The following is a 20,062-nucleotide window of genomic DNA, read 5'->3' on the forward strand; positions in this document are numbered from 1 at the left end:
GGCCCCGTCGGCGCCGAGTCCGTCGGAGGCGTGACCGTCGCGCATCTCCTGAGTCCGCGCCGGCGGCTCGATGTCGACGCGGGTGCCGTCGGGCAACACGGCGACGTGCGGCACCTCGGTCTGCGGGAGGTAGGCGGGGATGTAGACGCCGTACGGTCCGCCGCGGCCGGGCGGTCCGCTCGGGGTGGCCCCGGGGTAGCTGGACAGCGTCATCGCGACGGCGGCGTCGGAGAACGCCCGGCCGACCACGTCGGCGTCCGGGTCCCAGGCGACGATGGTCATCATGGCGGTCGCGGCGGCCTGGGTGTCGGCGTCGGGGTGGTCGGTCCGGTGCAGGCGGAAGTCGAGCTGAGCGGGTTGGCGCTCGAGGCCGGCGCGGAACTGCCGTTCGACCAGGGCGGCCTTGTCGGCGATGTCGAGGCCGGTGAGCAGGAACGTGACCTCGTTGCGGAACCCGCCGAGGCACGTCACGGACACCTTGGTGGAGGGCGGGGCGGGCTCGCCGACGACTCCGGAGATGCGGACGCGGTCGGTACTCTCCTGCTCCACGACGGCGGTGTCGAGGCGGGTGACGACGTCGGGACCGCCGTAGCGCGCACCCGTGACCTCGTACAGCAGTTGCGAGGTGACGGTGCCGACGGTGACGGCGCCGCCCGTGCCGGCGTGTTTGGTGATGATCGAGGTGCCGTCGGCGGAGATCTCCGCGATCGGGAACCCGGGGGTCACCGGGTCGGTGATCTCGCCGCGGTTGAAGAAGGCGTAGTTGCCTCCGGTGGCCTGGGTGCCGCACTCGATGACGTGGCCCGCCGCCGTGGCGCCGGCCAGCGCGTCGAGGTCGTCGCGGTCCCACCCGAAGTGGCTGATGGCCGGCCCCACGATGACCGAGGCGTCGGTGACGCGACCGGTGACGACGATGTCCGCGTCCGCGTCGAGGCAGCGCGCGATGCCGAACGCTCCGAGGTAGGCGTTGGCGGTGACGGGGACGCCGGCGTCGGCCGGGATGTCGAGTTCGGAGACCCTGGACATGAGGTCGTCACCCTCGACGTACGCGACGACCGGTGACAGTCCGAGGCGCGTACCCAGCTCGCGGATGGCGTCGGCCAGTCCGGCCGGGTTGAGGCCGCCCGCGTTGGCGACGATCTTCACGTTCTTCTCGAGCGCGAGCCCGAGGCAGTCCTCGAGCTGGTGGAGGAACGTCTTGGCGTAGCCGAGCTCGGCGCTCTTCAGCCGGTCGCGTCCCAGGATGAGCATGGTCAGCTCGGCCAGGTAGTCGCCGGTGAGGACGTCGAGCTCGCCGCCGGAGAGCATCTCGCGCATCGCGGAGATGCGGTCGCCGTAGAACCCCGACATGTTGCCGACGCGCAGCGGAGGCACCGTCGACTCAGGGCCGACGCGCAGGGGCGCCGGCGTGAGTGACCCGGTCATGCCCGCGCCCCCTTCTCGCGGCCGCCGCCGGGGAGGCCGGCGAAGGCCTGGGCGATGCGCAGCCACTCCTCGGCGTCCGCGCCGACCGCCTCGAGGGCGGTGTCCTCGCGGTGGACGCGCTGGGTGACCAGCAGGCAGAAGTCGAGGATCGGCCCGGTGACGCGCTGCTCGGCGTCGGCGGGGCCGAACTCGACGACGGTGCCGTCGGCGCGCGTGAGCTCGACGTACACCTCGGAGGCGGGGGCCTCGAGGCCGTTCATCATGTAGGCGAAGGCGCGGGTCTTCCACCCCAGCCGGGCGACGTGCGGGAGGGCTCCCACGAACGCCGGGTCGGAGTCGACCGGGACGCCGAGCGCGTCGGCCACGTCGACCCCGTGGGCCCAGGTCTCCATGATCCGCGCGGTGGTCATCGACCTGGGGCGCATCGGCGGACCGAACCACGGGATCTTCTCCCCCGGGTCCGCGGCCTCGAGAGCGTCGGCGAGCTCGCCGCGGGCCAGGCGCCAGCGCGCGAGGACCTCGTCTCGGCCGGTGGCCGCGATCTCGGCGGCGCCGACGTCGACGAACCCGGTCGGGTCGGCCTCGGCCTTCTCGACGACCGACCGGAAGGCGTCCGGGTCGCGGATCGCGGTGACCGAGACCTCGTCGGTCCAGGCCAGGTGGGCGATCTGCATGCCGATATCCCAGCCCGCGGCCGGCGTGTCGGTGTTCCAGCCGTCGGCGCCCGCGCACTCGACGAGCTCGTCCAGTCGGGTGTTGAGCGCGGCGAGGGCCGCGTGCGGGTCCTCTGTGACGGAGGTCTCGGGGTTCGTCATGTGATCACGATGACACCGCGCCGCAAAGAAAGCAAGCATGATTGTTTGCTTTCCGGTCGGCCCTCTGCCAGCCTGAGCATACGGTGACGCGTGTCACAGCGACGCGTTCCCCTCACCCTCCCCCGAGCCCCTGGAGACACCGTGCGACTCGACCCCACCGGCATCGACCCGACCGACCACGCCCTCGCCCGCCGCTGCTCCGTGGTGGACATCCCCACCCGCGCGGCCGCCACGTTCTCTCACCGCACCGCCCTCACCGACGAGACCGGTTCGTGGACGTATCTCGAGCTCGAGTCCGCCGCCAACCGGTTCGCCCACGGGCTGGTCGGGCACGGCATCCGCGAGTCCGAACCCGTCGCGATCCTCTCGACGAACTGCCGGGAGTTCGTCGCCACCTACTTCGGGACCGCCAAGGCCGGGATGGTCCCGTTGCCCGTCAACCTGCTGTCCGGGCTCGAGAACATCGCACACGCCCTGACCGACTCGGGGACGCGCATCGTCGTCGTCCACGGCTCACTCGTGGAGCTCGTCCTCGGAGCGACCGCCGCCATTCCCGGCGTCGAGACCCTCGTCGTCGTCGGCGGGGTCCCGGACGGACTCGAGGCCGCGCCCGACGGACCCACGCTGATCGGCTGGGACGACCTGCTGGCCGACGACGACTCCAACCCGGATACCGTGATCGCGGACCGCCAGGTCGTGCAGTGCCTCTACTCGTCCGGGACCACCTCCCGCCCCAAGGGCGTCCTCACGTCCCACCTCGCGGTGACCGTCGCCGCCCTGGGCAACGGCGCGGTGTTCGGCCTGAACTGGGGCGCGGAGCCGTCCGTCACGGTGTGCCCGCTCCCCCTGTTCCACACCGCCGGCCTCAACGGCGTCCTGCTGTCCGCGGTGACCATGGGCGCGACGGTCCACCTCCTGCCGGGCTTCGACCCCGTCGGGTACGCCGACACCGTCGCCCGCGTCCGCGCCACGCACCTCGTGGGCCTGCCCCTCATGCTGGAGGCGCTCGCCGACGGCACCGACCGGGGACTCGACCTGACCTCGGTCCGGTTCCTCCTCTACGCCATGGCCCCGATGTCGGAGGAGATGCGCCGACGCCTCGAGGCCGCGCTCCCCGACGCGCGGATGGTGCTGGCCTCGGGGATGAGCGAGTGCACGCCGGCCGCCGTCATGCAGTGGCCCGAGCTCAACCCGGACAAGTCCGACTCGTGGGGCTACCCCACCCCGATCGCCGAGAACCGGATCGCCGAACCCGGCTCCGACGAGCTGCTGCCGCCCGGCGCCGACGGCGAGATCGTCTGCCGCGGCCCGACCGTTATGGAGGGCTACTGGAACAACCCGCAGGCCAACGCCGAGGCGTTCGTGGGCGGGCGCCTGCACTCGGGCGATCTGGGGCGCATCGACGACGAGGGCGTGGTGTGGTTCTCCGACCGCGTCAAGGACATCGTCAAGTCCGGCGGCGAGAACGTCTCGTCGCTGCACGTCGAGCGCGTTCTCATGGACCATCCGCACGTCGCGGAGGTGGCCTGCGTCGGGCGCCCCGACCCGACGTGGGGCGAGCTGGTCGTGGCGGTGATCGTGCCCTCCGAGGGCGCTCCGGGCGAGGACGAGCTCAAGGCCTCGGTGAGGGAGTTCGGTGCCGAGCGGCTCCCCTCGTCGCACCGGCCGCGCGACGTCGTGGTGGTGGACTCGATCCCCCGCACCGCGACCGGCAAGATCCGCAAGGTCGAGCTGCGCGCGCTCGCCTGACGGCCGGGGCGGCGCCGGTTCCTAGGGGACGACCTCGAGCAGCTCGCCGGGGATCTCCAGCCGCGCCGCGGCGAGGTCGGCACCCAGCCCCGGCCGCAGCGCCTCACCGCGCGGCGGACGCGCCACGAGGTTGACCGCACGGAGGTTGGGCAGCAGGTACAGCCTGGTGTCCATGCCCTCCAGCCCGGGGATCAGCTCGCGGAAGCGCTCCGCGGTGAGCTCGCCGGCGAGCCAGGCGAAGGCCGAGTCGTCCCACGTCCACACCGCGATGTTCACCCCGCGCCCGACGACTCCGCGGCGGACGCCGGCCACCGACCCCAGGGTCGCGGTGACGGGCTCTCCGCCCGGGACGGCGCCGGCCGACCACGGGACCGGCAGCTCCCCCGGGCCGATCGGCGCGGTCTCGCGCGGCACGGGAACACGGACGCGCGCGCCGTCGGGCAGGACGACCGTGTGCCCGGACTCGTCCTGCGGCAGCGGGCGGGCCACCCGGGCGGGGCGCCGGCCGTCCGCGCCGCCCTGGCCGCCCCGGCTCATGCCCACCACCGCGACGACCGGCGGAGCCTGCTCGCCGCGGGCGCCGCTGATGCGGACGCGGTCCGTGCCCTCCTGCGCCAGGCGGAGGGAGTCGAGCCGCAGGACGACGTCGGGCGCCGCGTACCTTGCGCCGGCGACGCCGTCGAGGAGCTGGTCGGTGACGGTGCCGACGGTGACCGAGCCGAACGCCGACGGGTGCCTCGTGATGACCGAGCAGCCGTCGTCGGCGATCTCGGCGATCGGGTACCCGCCGGTGACGGGGTCGGTGGTGCGGGTGACGTCGGTGGTGGAGTCGACGACCCCCGTCGCGCCGGGGCCACCGGAGAGCACGTGCCCCACCGCGACGGAGCCGGCGAGGGCGTCGAGGGCGGACGGCGTCCAGCCGTGGTGTGCCGCCGCGGCGCCGGCGACGAGGGCCTCGCGACTGACGCGCCCGGTGACGACGACGACGGCGCCGGCCGCCAGCGCGCGGGCGATCCCGAACGCACCGTGTCGGACGGTGGCCACGTCGACGTCACCGAGTCCGAGCGCGGGCGCCCGGTCCGTCACCTCACCGGGATCGAGGTGGGCCACGGCGAGCTCCACGCCCTTGTCCGCCGCCAGGGCCCGCAGCTCGCGGGCGAGGCCGGCCGGGTCGAGCGCGCCCGCGTTGGTGACGATCCGGACCCCGCCGGCACGGTTCCCGCCGGCGCGGTTCCCGCCGGCACCGTTCTCGCCGGCACCGCCCTCGCCGGCCCGGCCCGCTCCGAGGCGGTCGAGGCACTCGCCGATCTGCACGAGGGCGGCGCGCTCGTACCCCGGGCCGCCCGTCGCCCGCTGCTCGGCCAGGTCGAGCATGGCCTCGTCGGAGAGCATGTCCAGAGCGAGGACGTCGAGGGACGCCGCCGCGAGGAACTCGGCAGTCGCGCTGGAACGATCCGTCCGCGACGCGGAGACGTTGCCGATGCGTAGGGGCCTCGGGCTGGTCGTCATCGATCCTCCGGGTGCGTCTGTCGGGATGGTGCTCCTCTACTCCAGCATGCTTCCCGTCGCGGCGAAACGGGTGTGGAAGGAGAACGCCTCCTCGAGCATATGCGGCGTGTTGCCGGCGTCGGGCCGGGCGTTCGCCCTGTCGAGGTAGTCGTGGAGCAGCGGCCGGAACGCCGGGTCGGCGCAGCTGTCCACGACGAGGCGGGCCCGCTTGCGGGGGCTGAGCCCGCGCAGGTCGGCCAGGCCGTGCTCGGTGACGATCACCTGGACGTCGTGCTCGGTGTGGTCGACGTGCGGGATCATCGGCACGATCGCCGAGACCGCGCCGCCCTTCGCGGTGGACGGGCTCAGGAACATGGAGACGTACCCGTTACGGGTGAAGTCGCCGGAACCGCCGATCCCGTTCATGATCCGGGTGCCGCACACGTGGGTCGAGTTGACGTTGCCGTACACGTCCGCCTCGAGCATGCCGTTCATCCCGATGATGCCCAGCCGCCGGACGATCTCCGGGTGGTTGCTGATCTCCTGCGGGCGCAGCGTGATGTGATCGCGGTAGAGATCGATGTTGTCGACCAGCTCCTCGAGACCCGCCTGCGACAGGGCCAGCGAGGTGGCCGAGGCGTGCGCGACCTTGCCCTCGCGGATGAGCCGCAGCATGGAGTCCTGGATGACCTCCGAGTAGCAGGTCAGATTCTCGAACGGCCCGGCCTCCAATCCGGAGAGCACGGCGTTGGCGACGTTGCCGATCCCGGCCTGCAGCGGGAGGAGGCTGCCCGCGGGCATACGCCCGCGCTCGACCTCGTGACGGAAGAACTCCACGACGTGCCCGGCGATGGCCCGGCTGATCTCGTCGGGCTCGGTGAGCGCGCTCGCGGAGTCCTGCCGGTCGGTGGGCACCACGGCGATCACCTTGGCCGGGTCGACCTCCAGATGGGCCTGTCCGATCCGGTCGTCGGGACGGGTGAGCATGATCGGCCGACGCTCGGGCGGCAGCGCGGTGCCGTAGTAGACGTCGTGCATGCCCTCGACGCCCAGCGGCACCCACGAGTTCACCTCGAGGATCACCTTGTCCGCGACATCGAGCCAGGTCTTGTTGTTACCCACGGACATCGCCGGGACGAGCTTGCCGTCGTCCGTCACCGCGGCCACCTCGACCACGGCGACGTCCACGTTCCCGTAGTAGCCCTCCCACACCTGCTGCGCGACGTGCGAGAGGTGGATGTCCACGTAGTCCACGCGGCCCTCGTTGATCGCCCGCCGCGCGGTGGGCTCGCTCTGGTACGGCATCCGGAGGTCGACGCCGTCGACCTCCGCGAGCATCGCCTCGGCCTCGTTGCTCACCGAGGCGCCGGTGAGCAGGTTGACGCGGAGCCGGCCGCCCGCCGCGCGGACGGCCCGCATCCGCTCGGCGAGCGCCGGCGCGAACGCCTTGGGGGTGCCAGCACTGGCGAACCCGCTGATCGCGACGGTGTCGCCGTCCTCGATGCGGGAGACGGCCGTAGCGGCGTCGGTGACGAGGTCCCGGAAGTGCGGATGACGGATACGCGCCGGGTCGAAAGTCGTTCCCGACTGCTGGACAGCAGATCTCATGCGGTGACCATAGCGTCGGTCACACCGCGTACCCGCGTCGCCGGATCGCCGCGGTCCCCCCAACATGGTGGGGCGCGCGTGCGCCGGACCCGGCTGACGCGGCGGTGCCGGGTCCTCCCTGCGCGGGCCCGTCGGGCGGATAGACTCTCCTGACCGCCCGACCGTCGTGCCCTCCAGGAGTGTGCTCTTGCCCCCCAGGACCACCCCGATCCCCGATCGCATCGACCAGGCACGCGCCAACTGGGAACGCGAGGGATGGGCAGACGCCGCGCAGGGCATGACCGTCGTGACGTCGGTGATGCGCGCGCACCAGATCCTGCTCGCCCGGGTCGAGGAGACCCTCAGGCCCTGGAACCTGTCGTTCCCCCGCTACGAGCTCCTGCGGCTGCTCGCCTTCTCGCGTTCCGGGGCGCTGCCCATCACCAAGGCGTCGGAGCGCCTCCAGGTACACGTCACCAGCGTCACCAGTGCGATGAAGCGGCTGCTCGACGCGGGCCTGGTCGAACGTCGCCCGCACCCGACCGACGGCCGCACCACGCTGGTCGAGATCACCGACGACGGTCGGCGCGTGGTGGCCGAGGCGACCGCGGCGCTCAACGCCGGCGTGTTCGCCGACCCGGGGATGAGCCCCGACGAGCAGGTGGCCCTCATCGACGCGATCGCCTCCCTGCGCCGGTCCGCCGGCGACTTCTGACCCCGGGGCCCGCGCGGGTGGCCGGGACGAACCACACGCGTCCGCGCCCCGCGAGTACGGCCGGACACACGACACCGCGCCCGGCCCCCTCTCGGGTGGGGCCGGGCGCGGCTGATCGTGACGGGGTCCTCCGGGTGCGGAGCCCCTCTCACCGGGCGCGGATCACGGCACCTCGGCGGCGAGGACGCGGTCGGCGGTGATCTCCGCGTCGACGTCCATGTCGTTCTTGCTCGACTCGGTCATGCGCCACACGCACAGCATCGACATGACCGACAGCAGCGAGAGCATGATGCCCACCCCGAGCGTGTTGCCATCGGCGACCATCGCGGCGGCGGCCAGCGGCGGCAGCGCACCGCCGAGGATGCCGGCGAGGTTGTAGCCGAGCCCGGCGCCGGTGTAGCGGTAGCGGGCCTGGAACAGCTCGGGCAGCAGGGCGCCGGCCGGGCCGTAGGCGATGCCGAAGATGATGAGGGTGACGAACAGGACCAGGGCGAACGCGATCGGCGAACCGGTGTCGAGGATCGGGAACACGAACAGCGTCCAGATCACGGCCAGTGCGACCGAGGTACCGATGACCTTCTTGCGTCCGATCCGGTCGGAGTAGATGGCGGAGACCGCGATGGCGGCACCGAAGATCAGCGCGGCGAGCATGCCCATGCCCAGGACGAACGGCCGCGAGTGCTCGAGGTTCTTGGTGGCGTAGTTCGTCAGGAACGAGGTGCCCATGTAGAAGAGCGAGAACAGCGAGGTGAGCGCGCCACCGGCGATGAGGATCTCCTTCCACTGGAAGCGGATCGCATCGGCGAAGGGCAGCGTCCGGGGCGCGGTCTCCGTGGCGGCACGCGCGCGGTCCTGCTTGAAGACGGGGGTCTCCTCGACCGAGATGCGGATCCACAGGCCGATGAGGACCAGGACGGCGGACAGCAGGAACGGGATGCGCCAGCCGTACTGCATGAACGGGCTGTTGATGTCCGCGCCGTCGCCGGCGATGAGGGAGAACAGCAGGAAGGTGCCCGAGGAGAGGAAGAAGGCGAAGGCCACGCCGAGCTGGGGCCACATGCCCATCAGCCCGCGCTTGCCCTTGGGCGCGTACTCGGCGGTGAGCAGCGTCGCACCGGCCCATTCACCGCCGACGGCGAAGCCCTGGAAGAAGCGGCACGCCACGAGCAGGGTCGGCGCGAGGAGGCCGATGCCGTTCTCGAACGCCCCGAAGGCCCCGGTGTCGTAGCCGGGCAGCAGGCCGATGAACACGGTCGCGACGCCCATGATCATGAGCGTCCAGACCAGCGTGCGCTTGCGACCGATCCGGTCACCGAAGTGCCCGAAGACCGCCGCGCCGACGGGCCGCGCGAAGAACGCGACGGCGAACGTGGCGAAGGACGACAGGGTCGCCGTGGCGGGGTTCTGATCCGGGAAGAACAGGGTCGGGAAGACGAGGGCCGCGGCGGTGCCGTAGATGAAGAAGTCGTACCACTCGATGGTGGTGCCGATCGAGGAGGCCGCGGCGACCTTCGCGAGCGAGGTCTTCTGGGTGGCCGGGGGCTGATCCGGCGACGGCGCCGGATCGCCCGCGGGGAGGTTCGTGGCAGTCAAGACAACTCCAAGTCCTGTGAGGGGCCGCCGGGTGGAGCCCCGGCGCTGTGGTCCCCGACGCGTGAACGTCGATTGACGGACAAGGTATGTGATGACTGCCACACCCTCATACACCCGAAAGTGGAGGGTGGGTGATCTGGCTCACGCGGTGGGCGCGGCGAGCTCCTGCGGTGTCCTGGTCCGGAACCACTCGACAGTGCGCGCGAGACCGTCCGCCCACGACACGGCCGGCTCCCAGCCCAGCGCCTCGGTCGCCAGTGCGGTGTCCGGGCGCCGGACCTGCGGGTCGTCGACGGGACGGTCGATGTACCGGATCCGCGAGGACGAGCCGACCGCCTCGATGACGTCGCGGGCGATACGCAGCACCTCGAGCTCGTTGGGGTTGCCGATGTTCATCGGCCCCGCGTGGCCCGACTCGGCCAACGCGAGGATCCCGCGCACGAGATCGTCGACAAAGCACACCGACCGGGTCTGGGACCCGTCGCCGGCCACGGTGAGTTCCTCTCCGCGCAGCGCCTGCCGGATGAAGGTCGGGATCGCCCGCCCGTCGTGCGGGCGCATGCGGGGGCCGAAGGTGTTGAAGATGCGCACGATCGCCGTGTCGACGCCGTGGGTGGTGCGGTAGGCCTCGGTGAGCGCCTCGGCGTACCGCTTGGCCTCGTCGTACACCCCGCGGGGGCCGACCGGGTTGACGTTGCCCCAGTACGTCTCGGGCTGCGGGTGCACGAGCGGGTCGCCGTACACCTCGGAGGTCGAGGCCAGGACGAACCGGGCGCCCTTGTCGCGGGCGAGGCCCAGGGCGTTGTGTGTCCCCTGCGACCCCACCCGGAGGGTGTGGATGGGCAGCTTGAGATAGTCGATCGGCGAGGCCGGGGACGCGAAGTGCAGGACGAGGTCGACCGGGCCCGGGACGTGGACGTAGTCGGTGACGTCACGCTTCATCAACTGGAACCCGGTATCCGCGGCGAGGTGCGCGAGGTTGTCCGGTGTGCCGGTGAGGAAGTTGTCCAGGGCGACGACCTCGACGCCGCGGCGGCGGAGTTCGGTGCACAGGTGGCTGCCGAGGAAACCGGCGCCTCCGGTGACGACGGCCCGTGTGATGGTTCGGGTCATGATGTGGTCCTCCCCGTGTCGTGGCTGAGTAGGTCGAAGGCGGATCTGAGCACCTCGTCGGTCCGCACGGCGTCCAGTCGTGGATCGACGACGTCACCGTGGGGGTCGCCCCACGAGTCGGCGTCCGGGTCGCCGTGCCACAGGACGTGGTGCAGATGAGGGTCGATGAGCGGGCCCCACCAGCGGGGCGGGACGGGGCCGAAGAGGACCACCGACGGGGTGGCCAGCGCCGTCGCGAGGTGCGCGATGCCGGTGTCCCCGCTGAGGACGAGTGCGGCCCCGCGGACGAGGTCGGTCAGGGCGTCGAGGTCGAGTGCTCCCCCGACGTCGGTCGCGCCGGGGGTCGGCCCGGCGACCTCGGCCGTCAACTCCGCCTCGTCGGCCGAGCCGGTGACCACCACGCGGTGACCGTCCTCGGCCAGCACGCGCGCGACGGCCGCCCACCGCCCGACCGGCCAGCGGCGTGCGGGCGCGGCGGCGCCGGGGTGGACGACGACCGGCCCCCCGGGTGCCCGGCCGGATGATCCGCCGGCCGAGCGGTCGGCGCGGTCGGGGGCGGGGTCGGTGAGGCGGAGGTCCTCGGGGCCGCACGGTCCGCCGGCGTCGCTCACCAGGCGGCACCACCGGTGGACCTCGTGTTCGTCACGGTGCCAGGGCGGGCCGGCGTGCCCCACCTCCGGGCAGTCGAACCCGATGAGGCGGCCGGGGTCCGTGGCGGTGAGGAGGCCGCGACTGGCCGGGCCGTTGCCGTGCAGGTCCACGGCGATCTGTCCCCCGCGGATCGGCCCGAGCGGGACCAGGCCGGGGGTCGGCAGTACCGCGTCGACGACGCCCAGGCGCGCCAGCCACCCGCCGACCCCTGCGGGGGCCGCCAGCACGAGCCGGGACCCCGGTGCCAGACGTCGCAGGCCCCGCAGCGGGGCGATGCCGGTGAGGGCGTCCCCCATCCCGAGGGCACGGAGGGCGAGCACGTCTCCGGATCCGATGTCCTCCGGCCGCACCGCCCACGGCTCCTCGCGGGCGACGTCGACGTGCGTGGGCACCCCGGCCGCCCGGAGCGCCTCGGCGGTGTACGGCTCAACCGGCATCGCTGATCCGATCGAGGATCGAGGTCGTGGACCGACCGGACAGGAGCGGGAGGATCTCGACCCGGCCGCCCCAGCTGTGGACGAGCGGCGCCTCCGGCAGGTCGGCCACGCGGTAGTCACCGCCCTTGACCCAGACGTCGGGCCGCAGTGTGTCCAGTGCCTCACGCGGGTCGTCCTCGTCGAACACCACCACGGCGTCGACGCTGGCCAGCGCCTCGAGCAGCGCGCGCCGGTCGGCGACCGGGTTGACCGGCCGGCCGGGCCCCTTGAGCCTGCGTACGGAGGTGTCGGAGTTGAGCAGGACCACCAGCAGGTCGCCCAGCTCACGGGCGGCGCGCAGGTACTGCGCGTGTCCGGCGTGCAGGACGTCGAAGCAGCCGCCGGTCGCGACGATCACCCCGCCCGCCTCGCGGGTGCGGGCGATGCGGTGGGCGAAGCCGTCGAGGGTGCTCGGGGCGGTCTGGTTGCCCCGGCCGCGGAACCCCGCGGCGCCACCCTCCGCCACCCACCTGGAGGCGTCGGCCACGGCCCGGGCCGCCGCGGTGGCCGCCGACTCCCGCCGGCTCAACGACGCGGCGATCGACGCCGCGACGCGGTCACCGGCGCCGCACGGGTCGCCGGCCTCGCGCCCGCCGGACGGGATTTGCCTCAGGTCGTCCCCCTCGGCCAGCCAGGCGCCCTCGGAGCCGACGGTGACGACCACGGCACGGGCCTCCCACGCGCGGCGGAGCGCACGGGCGAGGTCGCCCGGCCGTTCCGGGTCGGCGTCGAGGCCGAGGGCGCCCGCCGCGTCGAGGGCCTCCGCCAGGTTCGGGGTGACGACCGCGCACCCGGGCACGGGCGGCCCGCCCCGGGGGTGCGGGTCCCAGATCACGTCGCCGTCCCGCGCGGCCTGTTCGAGCCCCGCGCGCACCGCCGGGTCGCGGGTGGTCCCCGCGCCGTAGTCACTGACGAGCACGACCGCCCCGGCCAGCGCGTCGGCCAACCCGGCGAGGTCGACGTCGCGCGGGGTGGCCGGCCCGCCGTCGTCCACGCGGAGCAGCGTCTGGCCGCCGGCCCGGATACGGGTCTTGGTGCGGGTGCCGCCCTCGTGCCCGAGCGCACGGACGTCGATGTCGGCGAGCTCGGAGCGCAGCGTCTCCCCGGCGGCGTCGTCGGCCAGGGGCGCGACGAGCCGGACGCGGGGCACGCGGTCGATGCGCGCGCACATGAGCGCCGCCAACCCGGCGCCGCCGGGACTCACGCGCGTGTGATCGGCGTCCACGACGGGGACGGGGGCGTCAGGGCACAGCCTGGTCGACGTGCCCTCGAGGTCACGGTCGAGGACGACGTCTCCGACGACGGCCACGGGATCAGCGTGCATTGTCCACCTCTCGGCTCCGGGGCAGCCGCGTGTCCACGGCGGCCGCGAGGGCGTGCAGGAGCACCAGGTGGCACTCCTGGATCACCGCCGTGTTGCAGGAGGCGACCCGTATCGACTCGTCGCATTCCTCCTCGAGCGGGTTGGGTCCGCCTCCGGTGAGGGCCCATGTGGTGACGCCGCGCTCGCGCGCCCGGCGGGCGGCGGCGATGACGTTCTCGCTGGTGCCGCTCGTGGACAGCAGTACGAGGATGTCACCCGGCGAGGCGTGCGCCTCGACCTGGCGGGCGAAGACCTCCGCGTAGCCGTAGTCGTTGCTGATCGCGGTGAGTCCGGACAGGTCGGAGGTCAGGGCTATCGCGGAGACGGGACGCCGGTCCTCGATGAACCGTCCGACGAACTCGGCCGTGAAGTGTTGGGCCTCGGCCGCACTGCCGCCGTTGCCGGCGGCCAGGAGCCTCCCGCCCGCGAGCAGGCGCGAGGTGAGCCGGCCCGCCCACCGGTCGAGGGTGGGCCCGTGTCGGGCGACGTCGTCGAGGGCCGCGCGCAGTCCCCCGAGGTGCGACTCGAGCCACCCGCTGGCGGGGGCCGCGTCCCCTGCCGTGCGGGGGGCGGCCGTCCGCGCGGCGTCCGCGTAGGCGGTGAGGGTCGCGTCCACGACGCCGTCCCAGGAGAAGAGCGCCTCGACCCGGCGGCGCGCTGCGACGCCCATGGCCTCCGCGCGGTCGCGGTCGTCGAGCAGCTCGGTCACCGCGCGGGTGACGGCGGCCTGGTCGCCGGGTGGTACGAGTAGCCCGGTGACGCCGTCGTCGACGGAGTCGAGCAGCCCGCCCACGGCCGTGCCGACGAGGGGGCGGCCGCACGCCATGGCCTCGAGCGGGACCATGCCGAAGGGTTCGTACCACGGGGTCACCACCACGACATCGGCGGAGGCGAGGAGAGCGGCGGCGTCCGGGCGGTCGAGCCGCCCGGTGAAGGTCACCCGGTCGTCGACCCCGAGTTCGCGCGCGAGCGCCTGCAGCCGCACGGCCTCGGGATCGCGGTCGAGTTCCGCACGGTCGGGCCCGCCGGCCACGACGAGGTCTGCGTCGGGGATGGAGGTGAGCGTGCGGATGGCGTGGTCGATGCCCTTACGGGGCACCATCCGGCCGAGGGAGACGATCCGTCGGTGGCCGTCGCGGCGCGGCGGCAGGTGGTCCGCACGCGTCCGGTGGGCGTCGGGGTGGAACAGCTCGAGGTCGACCCCGCAGGGGATGACGTGGATACGGTCGGGGTCGGCGCCGAGGTCGACGAGCTCGCGGCGTTCGTCGCGGCAGCTGGCCGTGACGGCGTCGGCTCCGGTCGCGAGCGCGACCTCGTCGGCGAGGCGGCCGGGCGGGCTGGTGTCGGCGCTGCCCTGGTGGCGCCGCTTGACCACGCCGAGGGCGTGGAACGTCTGGAGGAAGGGCACGTCGACCGTCTGCCGGGCGCGCTGCACGGCCAGCCCGGACATCCAGAAATGGGCGTGGGCGACGTCGGGGACGCCGTCGGAGAGCCAGTGACGCGCCAGCGCGCGCCCAAACTCGTCCATGTAGGGGGCGAGCTCGTCCTTGGGCAGCGGCGCCGGGGGGCCGGCGGTGACGTGGACCAGCCGCACCCGCTCGGCGAGCCGGATCGTCTCGGGCGCCGAGGCCGATTCTCTGCGGGTGTAGACGGTGACGTCGTGGCCCCGCGCGCCGAGGCCGGTCGCCAGCTCGGCGACGTAGACGTTCTGCCCTCCGGCGTCCTCCCCCCCGAGTGCGGCCAGGGGGCTCGCGTGTTCCGAGACCAGGGCGATCCTCATGTCGTCACCTCCTGCAGGACGGTGTCCCAGTCCGCGAGGAAGCGGCCGAGTCCGTAGTGGCGCAGCGCGTGGTCCCGGGCGGCGGCGCCGGCCGCCGCGGCGGCGTCGCGGTCGTGGAGCCAGTCCCGGGCGCGCGCGAGCAGTTCGTCGGGGTCGTTGCTGAGCAGGCCGGCCTCGGGCGGCACCGCGTGGGGCGCCTCGGTGGTGCTCAGCGCCAGGACCGGCATGCCGAGCGTCATGGCCTCGAGCAGGGCCAGGCCGAGGCTGGTCCACCGGTACGGGTGGAAATAGGCGCGGTGCCGGCCGAGCGTGCGGTGCAGTTCTGCCTGGGGCGGGTTCTCGTGCAGCGTCGGCGCGAGGTGCGGCGCGAGCTCGGCGAGCTCGTCCATCCCCATGCCGTAGACGTGGAGGGGGACCTGACGTCCCAGGTCCACGACGAGGTCGGTGCCGGCGATGCGGCCACGGCGTACCGGTTCGTTGACGACGACGGCGAGGCTGGCGTCCTCCCCCGTCCACGACCGCCCCGGGTCGACGATGCCGTGCTCGACCACGCCGGTGCGCGCGGATCCGCAGTCCCACATCATGCGGTTGAAGCGGGTCACGTGGATGACGGGCACCCGGTCCTGGTCGGCCATCGGGTGCCGGGACCCGGCCGCGTGCTCGCGGGGGGTGTCGTGCTCGACGTAGACGGCCGGCACGTCGACGCCGGCCCGCAGTCCCGTCCACTCGCGCAGCAGGTCGACCTCGTGGGCGCGTTGGAGGATGACCACGTCGATCCCGCCGTCCGTGGCCTGCTCGCGCAGCTGCCCGGGGTCGAGTTCGGACACCGAGGCGGGCCAGTCCCACGTCTGCGCGCGGCCGCGGCCGTCGGGGCCCCGGTCCGGCAGGACGGGCACGAGGTACTCGTGGTCCCCCTGGACGAAGGACGTGGTCCAGGAGCCGTGGACGTGCCAGATCAGGATGCGCATCGGGTCCTCCTCTCCGTGGCGAGTCCGGTGACGGCGGCGACCACCTCGTCCGGCGGGACGCCGGTCAGGCACGGGTGCCCGTCGACGGGGCACTCGCGGGCGCGGGTGTCGCGGCACGGCGCATGTTGGTCGCCGAGGAGCCGCACGGGGACGCCCCAGGGCGCCCAGCGGTCGGCGGGGACCACCGGGGAGAACAGCGAGACGACGGGGGTGCCGACGGCGGCGGCCAGGTGGGCGGGGCCGGTGTTGCCGACGACGACGACGGCCGCGCGCTCGAGCACCGCGGCCAGTTGCGCGAGGTCGGTGCGACCGGCGAGGTCGAGGACGTCGCCGCCGGTGCCGCCGGGGCACGCGGCGAGGGTCCGTGCGACCAGGTCGCGCTCACCGGGGCCGCCGGTGACCGCGACGAGGTACCCGGCGTCGCGGAGCGCCGCGACGATGCGGCCGGCGTGGGCGGGCGTGAGCGACCGGGCGGGGACGGAGGCACCGGGGTGGACGACGACGAGGTCGCGCCCGTCGCCCGGGAGCAGATCGGTCACGTCGGGGAGCGGGTGTCGCACGGCGAGGCCGGGGATCCGGTCAGGCCGCCGGGCGCCGGCCGCGACGGCGATCTCGACCGCGGCCTCGACCTCGTGCCCGCCGCCGGGCGGGTCGTCGCGGCGGACGCGTACGTCGAGCAGAGAACCGGGGTAGTCGACGCTGGCGGCGGCGATGAACGGCACCCCGGCCAGTCGCAGCAGCAGCGCCATCGGCAGGGGGCTCTGGTGGAACGAGGTGAACACCACCGCCCGGTCGTAGCCGCCGGACGCGATCCGCTCGACCAGGTCCGCGGTGGCGGCGCGGTCGACCGGCGGCGGGCGGAAGCCCGACCACGGGGCGTCGTACACCAGCACCTCGGAGACCGCCGGGAGGAGCCCCGCGGCCGCGAGGCCCTGGGAGGAGACCAGCAGGTCCACCTCGTCGCCCGCCTCGGCGAGCAGGGTCAGGGCGGGGCCGCAGAGCAGCACGTCGCCGTCGGAGTCGAGCCGGACGGCCAGGGTGCGTCCCATCAGCGCAGCACCTCCCCCACCGCCGTGAGCAGGTCGGGGGCGACGCACGGGGCGTCGCGGACCTCCTCGGGCCGGGTCACCGGGGTCGGCACGAGGACCGGTCGGGCGCGTGCGGCCAGGGCGGCCTCGACGTCGGCGCCGATGTCCCCGATGACCACGCACTCACGCGGGTCGACGCCGAGGTCGGCGGCGGCGCCGGTGACGAGACCGGGTTCGGGCTTGCGGCAGCCGCACCCGTCCTCCGGTCCGTGCGGGCAGTACCGCCAGGTGTCCATCCCGCCGAGGAGCTCGTCGACCCGGGCGTTGACCGCGCGGACCGCCGCCTCGTCGAGCAGTCCCCGGGCGATGCCGGACTGGTTGGAGACCACGCCGACCGCCAGGCCGGCGGCGCGGGCCCGGTCGACGGCCTCGCGGGCGCCGGGCATGAGCTCGACCTTCGCCGGGTCCCCGTTGTAGGGCACGTCCCGCACGAGGGTGCCGTCGCGGTCGAACAGCACCGCGCGGGGCCTCGGCGGCCACGGTGTCGCCCCGCGGTGGCGCCGCCACCCGTCGATCCGGTGGCGGACCGCCGCGAACGGGATCGTGAGAGACGTCGGCACCATCCGGCGCACCTCGGCGCGGAACTCCGGGTGGCCGGGTCGGGGCCCGGGACCGAGCCGGATCGCCAGGAAGCGGGCGGTGAGGCCGGTCCAGGCCAGCGCGCCGACGCCCGCCGCCGCGCCGGCCGCGCGGGCGGCACCGGCCACGCGGGCGGTGCCGGCATCGGCCCCGGTCGCGAGGCTCGCGGCGGGGGCGGTGCGCGCCCACGCGCCCGCCGCCACCGCCGTGGCCGCACCCCCCACCGCGACCAGCGCCCCGGCCACGGTGGCCACGTGATAGCCGAATCCGCCGCCCGGGGCCTGCGCCGCCTGCCGCCAGCGCGGCCCGTGCAGCCTCCGCATGAGCGCGTCGTCGGCGTTGCCGGCCTGCAGGCGCAGGCTCACCCCGTCGTCGGCCGGGCGCACGGGATGGATGATGTGCCGCGCACCGCGGGCGAGCGACCAACCCGCGCGGCGGACCCGCAGCGCGAGATCGGCGTCCTCGCGGAAGGCCCGGGGGAACCGCTCGTCGAAGCCCGCCACCTGCTCGAGGGCCGCGCGGCGGTACGCCATGTCCGCGGTCGCCCAGTCCGCGCCCTCGAGCGCGGCGACGTTGCGCTCCCAGTCCGTCGGCGGGCGATCCGTCGGACGCGGCACGCGGATCGAGGCCTGCGTGGCGCCCGTGTCCGGGCCGCACGCCGCGAGGTCGTCCACGAGCCCGGAGAGCCACCCGTCGGGCAGGATCACGTCGTCGTCGAGGAAGGAGATCCACTCCGGGGCCGACTCATGCGTGGCCCGCCAGCCACGGTTGCGGGCGGCGGCGGGCCCTCGCCCGTAGCCGCGGACGACCCGCAGCGGCCAGTCGACTCCCGGCAGGCTCGCCGTCAGCGGATCGACCCGTCCCGGCCGGTCATCGACGAGCACGACCTCCACGGGTGCCGGGTGGGCGTCGTCGGTCCGCTGCGCGGCCAGGGAGTCGAGCATCGCCTGCAGGCACGGTCGACCGATGGTGGGCACGACGATCGCCCAGCGGGGGGCTCGGCTCATGCGTCACCGCCGACCACGAAGTCCGCGCGGCGCACGAGGTGCGGGCCGAGCACGAGCGCGGCGACCGGCGCCGACCCGAACAGTTCGAGGGCGTCGCGGGGATCGTCGACCATGGGTCGGCCGGCCGTGTTCAGACTCGTGTTGACCAGTACCGGGACGCCGGTCCGCGCCTCGAAGGCGCGCAGCAGGTCGGCGACCCTGGGCGTGTCCGCGTCGGAGACGGTCTGGACCCGCGCGGTGCCGTCGGTGTGCACCACCGCGGGCAGCCTGTCCCGCCATTCGGGGCGCACCGTGTGCACGAAGAGCATGTACGGACTCGGCAGCGGGCCGTCGGTGACGATGTCGGCGGCGCGCTCGGCGAGGATCATCGGGGCCACGGGCCGGAACTGCTCGCGCCCCTTGACGTCGTTGAGCCGCTCGACGTTCGCGGCCCGCGTCGGGTTGGCCAGCAGGGACCGGCGGCCCAGCGCCCGGGGACCGAACTCACTACGCCCGTCGAACCACGCGATGACACCGTCGTCGGCGAGCAGATCGGCCACCTCGCCCACCAGATCATCCGGGGTGGTGAAGGGCACGCGGGCCGCGGTGAGCCACTGCGCCAGCTCGTCGTCGTCCCATCCACGCCCCGCCGCGGGGTCCACGGCACCCGGGGCGAGCTCGTCCTGCTCGCGCGCCAGGTGCAGCGCCGCCCCCAGGGCGGTGCCGGAGTCGCCGGACGCCGGCTGGACCCACACCTCGTCGAACGGCCCGTCGCGCCAGATCCGCGTGTTGGCCACGCAGTTCAGCGCGGTCCCGCCCGCCATGGTGAGGACGGTCTCGCCCGTCTGCCGGTGCAGCCACTCGGCGTTGGCGACCAACACCTCCTCCACCCCGGCCTGCACCGAGGCGGCGAGGTCGGCGTGCACGCCTCCCCACGTCCCGTCGTCGACGCGGCGGGGCGCGAACCGCTCCCACTCCGGGGCACGCGCGGTGAACCCCCCGTCCGGGTTCGCGTGCAGGCTCTCACGCAGCTCCGGCAGGAACCGCGGCTCGCCGTAGGAGGCCAGCGCCATCACCTTGAACTCGTCGCTCGAGCGCAGGAAGCCCAGGTGCTCGGTGAGCGACTCGTAGTACAGACCCAGCGAATCGGGCAGATCCTGGCGGTGACAGATCTCCAGCTCCCCGTCGCGGTAATGGCCCGCGAGCTGGGAGTGCCGCTCCCCGCGGCCGTCGTTGACCAACACCGCGCACGTGCGGTGCGGCCCGGCCAGGGCGGCGGAGGCGGCGTGCGCGACGTGGTGCTCGACGAACCGCACCCGGTCGGGGTCCAGCCCGGGCAGCGACTCGGCGAGGAACTCGGGCGCGCGCCGCACGTAGTCGATCCGTACCGAGTCGAAGGGGTCGTCGGGCTGCAGCGCCGCCAGCTCGGGATCGAAGGCGTACCCCACCGCGTCCAGATCGGCCGCGGTGATGCCGGCCTCCTCGAGGCACCAGCGCATCGACAACTCCGGCAGCTCCCACGCCGAGAACGGCACCGGCCGCTTGGCGTGCTTGCGCCGGGAGAAGCGTTCCTCCTCGGCCGCGGCGACCACGCGTCCGTCGACGACCAGCGCGGCGGACGAATCGTGGAAGGTGGCATTGACTCCCAAGACGATCATGGCGCCAACTTAGGCACGATCGGGGGGA

At 73.9% G+C, this 20,062-nt stretch carries 15 protein-coding genes; 2 read left to right on the forward strand and 13 right to left on the reverse strand.

The window, feature by feature from the left end; translation table 11 throughout:
• On the reverse strand, window positions 1–1,425 hold a 1,425-nt coding region (locus KHA85_RS04250; RefSeq protein ID WP_213184894.1), incomplete at its 3' end, for an acyclic terpene utilization AtuA family protein.
• Entirely contained in the window at window positions 1,422–2,240 is an 819-nt protein-coding gene (locus KHA85_RS04255; RefSeq protein WP_213184895.1) for a TIGR03084 family metal-binding protein, read from the reverse strand. The genes KHA85_RS04255 and KHA85_RS04250, both read right to left, overlap by 4 nt.
• A gap of 141 nt (window positions 2,241–2,381) precedes the next feature.
• Here KHA85_RS04255 and KHA85_RS04260 point away from each other — a divergent pair, with 141 nt between their 5' ends.
• Window positions 2,382–3,989, forward strand: a complete 1,608-nt coding sequence (locus tag KHA85_RS04260; RefSeq protein WP_213184896.1) for a class I adenylate-forming enzyme family protein — start codon at window positions 2,382–2,384, stop codon at window positions 3,987–3,989.
• Between the two features lie 21 nt (window positions 3,990–4,010).
• On the opposite strand, the gene KHA85_RS04265 is transcribed toward KHA85_RS04260, so the two are convergent.
• Together KHA85_RS04265 and scpC are read right to left on the reverse strand one after the other, a co-directional pair.
• Window positions 4,011–5,498, reverse strand: a complete 1,488-nt coding sequence (locus KHA85_RS04265; protein ID WP_213184897.1) for an acyclic terpene utilization AtuA family protein — start codon at window positions 5,496–5,498, stop codon at window positions 4,011–4,013.
• Between the two features lie 36 nt (window positions 5,499–5,534).
• The gene (gene scpC / locus KHA85_RS04270; protein ID WP_213184898.1) at window positions 5,535–7,085 is read right to left on the reverse strand and encodes a succinyl-CoA:acetate CoA-transferase ScpC; all 1,551 of its coding nucleotides are present in this window, start codon (window positions 7,083–7,085) and stop codon (window positions 5,535–5,537) included.
• Window positions 7,086–7,272: 187 nt separating this feature from the next.
• Here scpC and KHA85_RS04275 point away from each other — a divergent pair, with 187 nt between their 5' ends.
• On the forward strand, window positions 7,273–7,779 hold the full coding sequence (locus KHA85_RS04275; protein WP_063971868.1) for a MarR family winged helix-turn-helix transcriptional regulator: 507 nt from the start codon (window positions 7,273–7,275) through the stop codon (window positions 7,777–7,779).
• A 162-nt stretch (window positions 7,780–7,941) separates the two neighbouring features.
• Here the strand turns inward: KHA85_RS04275 and KHA85_RS04280 are convergent, their stop codons facing one another.
• The 9 genes from KHA85_RS04280 to KHA85_RS04320 all read right to left on the reverse strand — a co-directional run bounded on the left by KHA85_RS04280 (window position 7,942) and on the right by KHA85_RS04320 (window position 20,034).
• Complete coding sequence (locus KHA85_RS04280; protein WP_213184899.1) at window positions 7,942–9,372, reverse strand: MFS transporter; 1,431 nt, start codon at window positions 9,370–9,372, stop codon at window positions 7,942–7,944.
• 141 nt (window positions 9,373–9,513) lie between these two features.
• Window positions 9,514–10,485, reverse strand: coding sequence for an NAD-dependent epimerase/dehydratase family protein (locus KHA85_RS04285; protein WP_213184900.1), 972 nt, complete (start codon window positions 10,483–10,485; stop codon window positions 9,514–9,516).
• Window positions 10,482–11,573 (reverse strand): glycosyltransferase family 9 protein, encoded by a 1,092-nt coding sequence (locus tag KHA85_RS04290; RefSeq protein ID WP_213184901.1) that lies wholly within the window; start codon window positions 11,571–11,573, stop codon window positions 10,482–10,484. Before KHA85_RS04290 ends, KHA85_RS04285 begins: the two co-directional genes overlap by 4 nt.
• Entirely contained in the window at window positions 11,563–12,936 is a 1,374-nt protein-coding gene (rfaE2, locus tag KHA85_RS04295; RefSeq protein ID WP_213184902.1) for a D-glycero-beta-D-manno-heptose 1-phosphate adenylyltransferase, read from the reverse strand. The genes KHA85_RS04290 and rfaE2 overlap by 11 nt, the downstream gene beginning before the upstream one ends.
• A complete protein-coding gene (locus tag KHA85_RS04300; protein WP_213184903.1) occupies window positions 12,926–14,755 on the reverse strand; it encodes a glycosyltransferase in 1,830 nt (609 codons plus the stop codon). The genes rfaE2 and KHA85_RS04300 overlap by 11 nt, the downstream gene beginning before the upstream one ends.
• Window positions 14,752–15,723, reverse strand: coding sequence for a glycosyltransferase (locus KHA85_RS04305; protein ID WP_213184904.1), 972 nt, complete (start codon window positions 15,721–15,723; stop codon window positions 14,752–14,754). The genes KHA85_RS04300 and KHA85_RS04305 overlap by 4 nt, the downstream gene beginning before the upstream one ends.
• A complete protein-coding gene (locus KHA85_RS04310; protein ID WP_213184905.1) occupies window positions 15,711–16,772 on the reverse strand; it encodes a glycosyltransferase family 9 protein in 1,062 nt (353 codons plus the stop codon). The genes KHA85_RS04305 and KHA85_RS04310 overlap by 13 nt, the downstream gene beginning before the upstream one ends.
• Window positions 16,772–18,397 carry an HAD-IIIA family hydrolase gene (locus KHA85_RS04315; RefSeq protein WP_213184906.1) on the reverse strand — a complete coding sequence of 542 codons (1,626 nt, stop codon included), beginning with the start codon at window positions 18,395–18,397 and terminating at the stop codon, window positions 16,772–16,774. The genes KHA85_RS04310 and KHA85_RS04315 overlap by 1 nt, the downstream gene beginning before the upstream one ends.
• Window positions 18,394–20,034, reverse strand: coding sequence for a carbamoyltransferase family protein (locus KHA85_RS04320; protein WP_213184907.1), 1,641 nt, complete (start codon window positions 20,032–20,034; stop codon window positions 18,394–18,396). The genes KHA85_RS04315 and KHA85_RS04320 overlap by 4 nt, the downstream gene beginning before the upstream one ends.
• Between the last annotated feature and the right edge of the window lie 28 nt (window positions 20,035–20,062).

Source organism: Dietzia massiliensis (assembly GCF_018390595.1).
Classification (GTDB): domain Bacteria; phylum Actinomycetota; class Actinomycetes; order Mycobacteriales; family Mycobacteriaceae; genus Dietzia; species Dietzia massiliensis.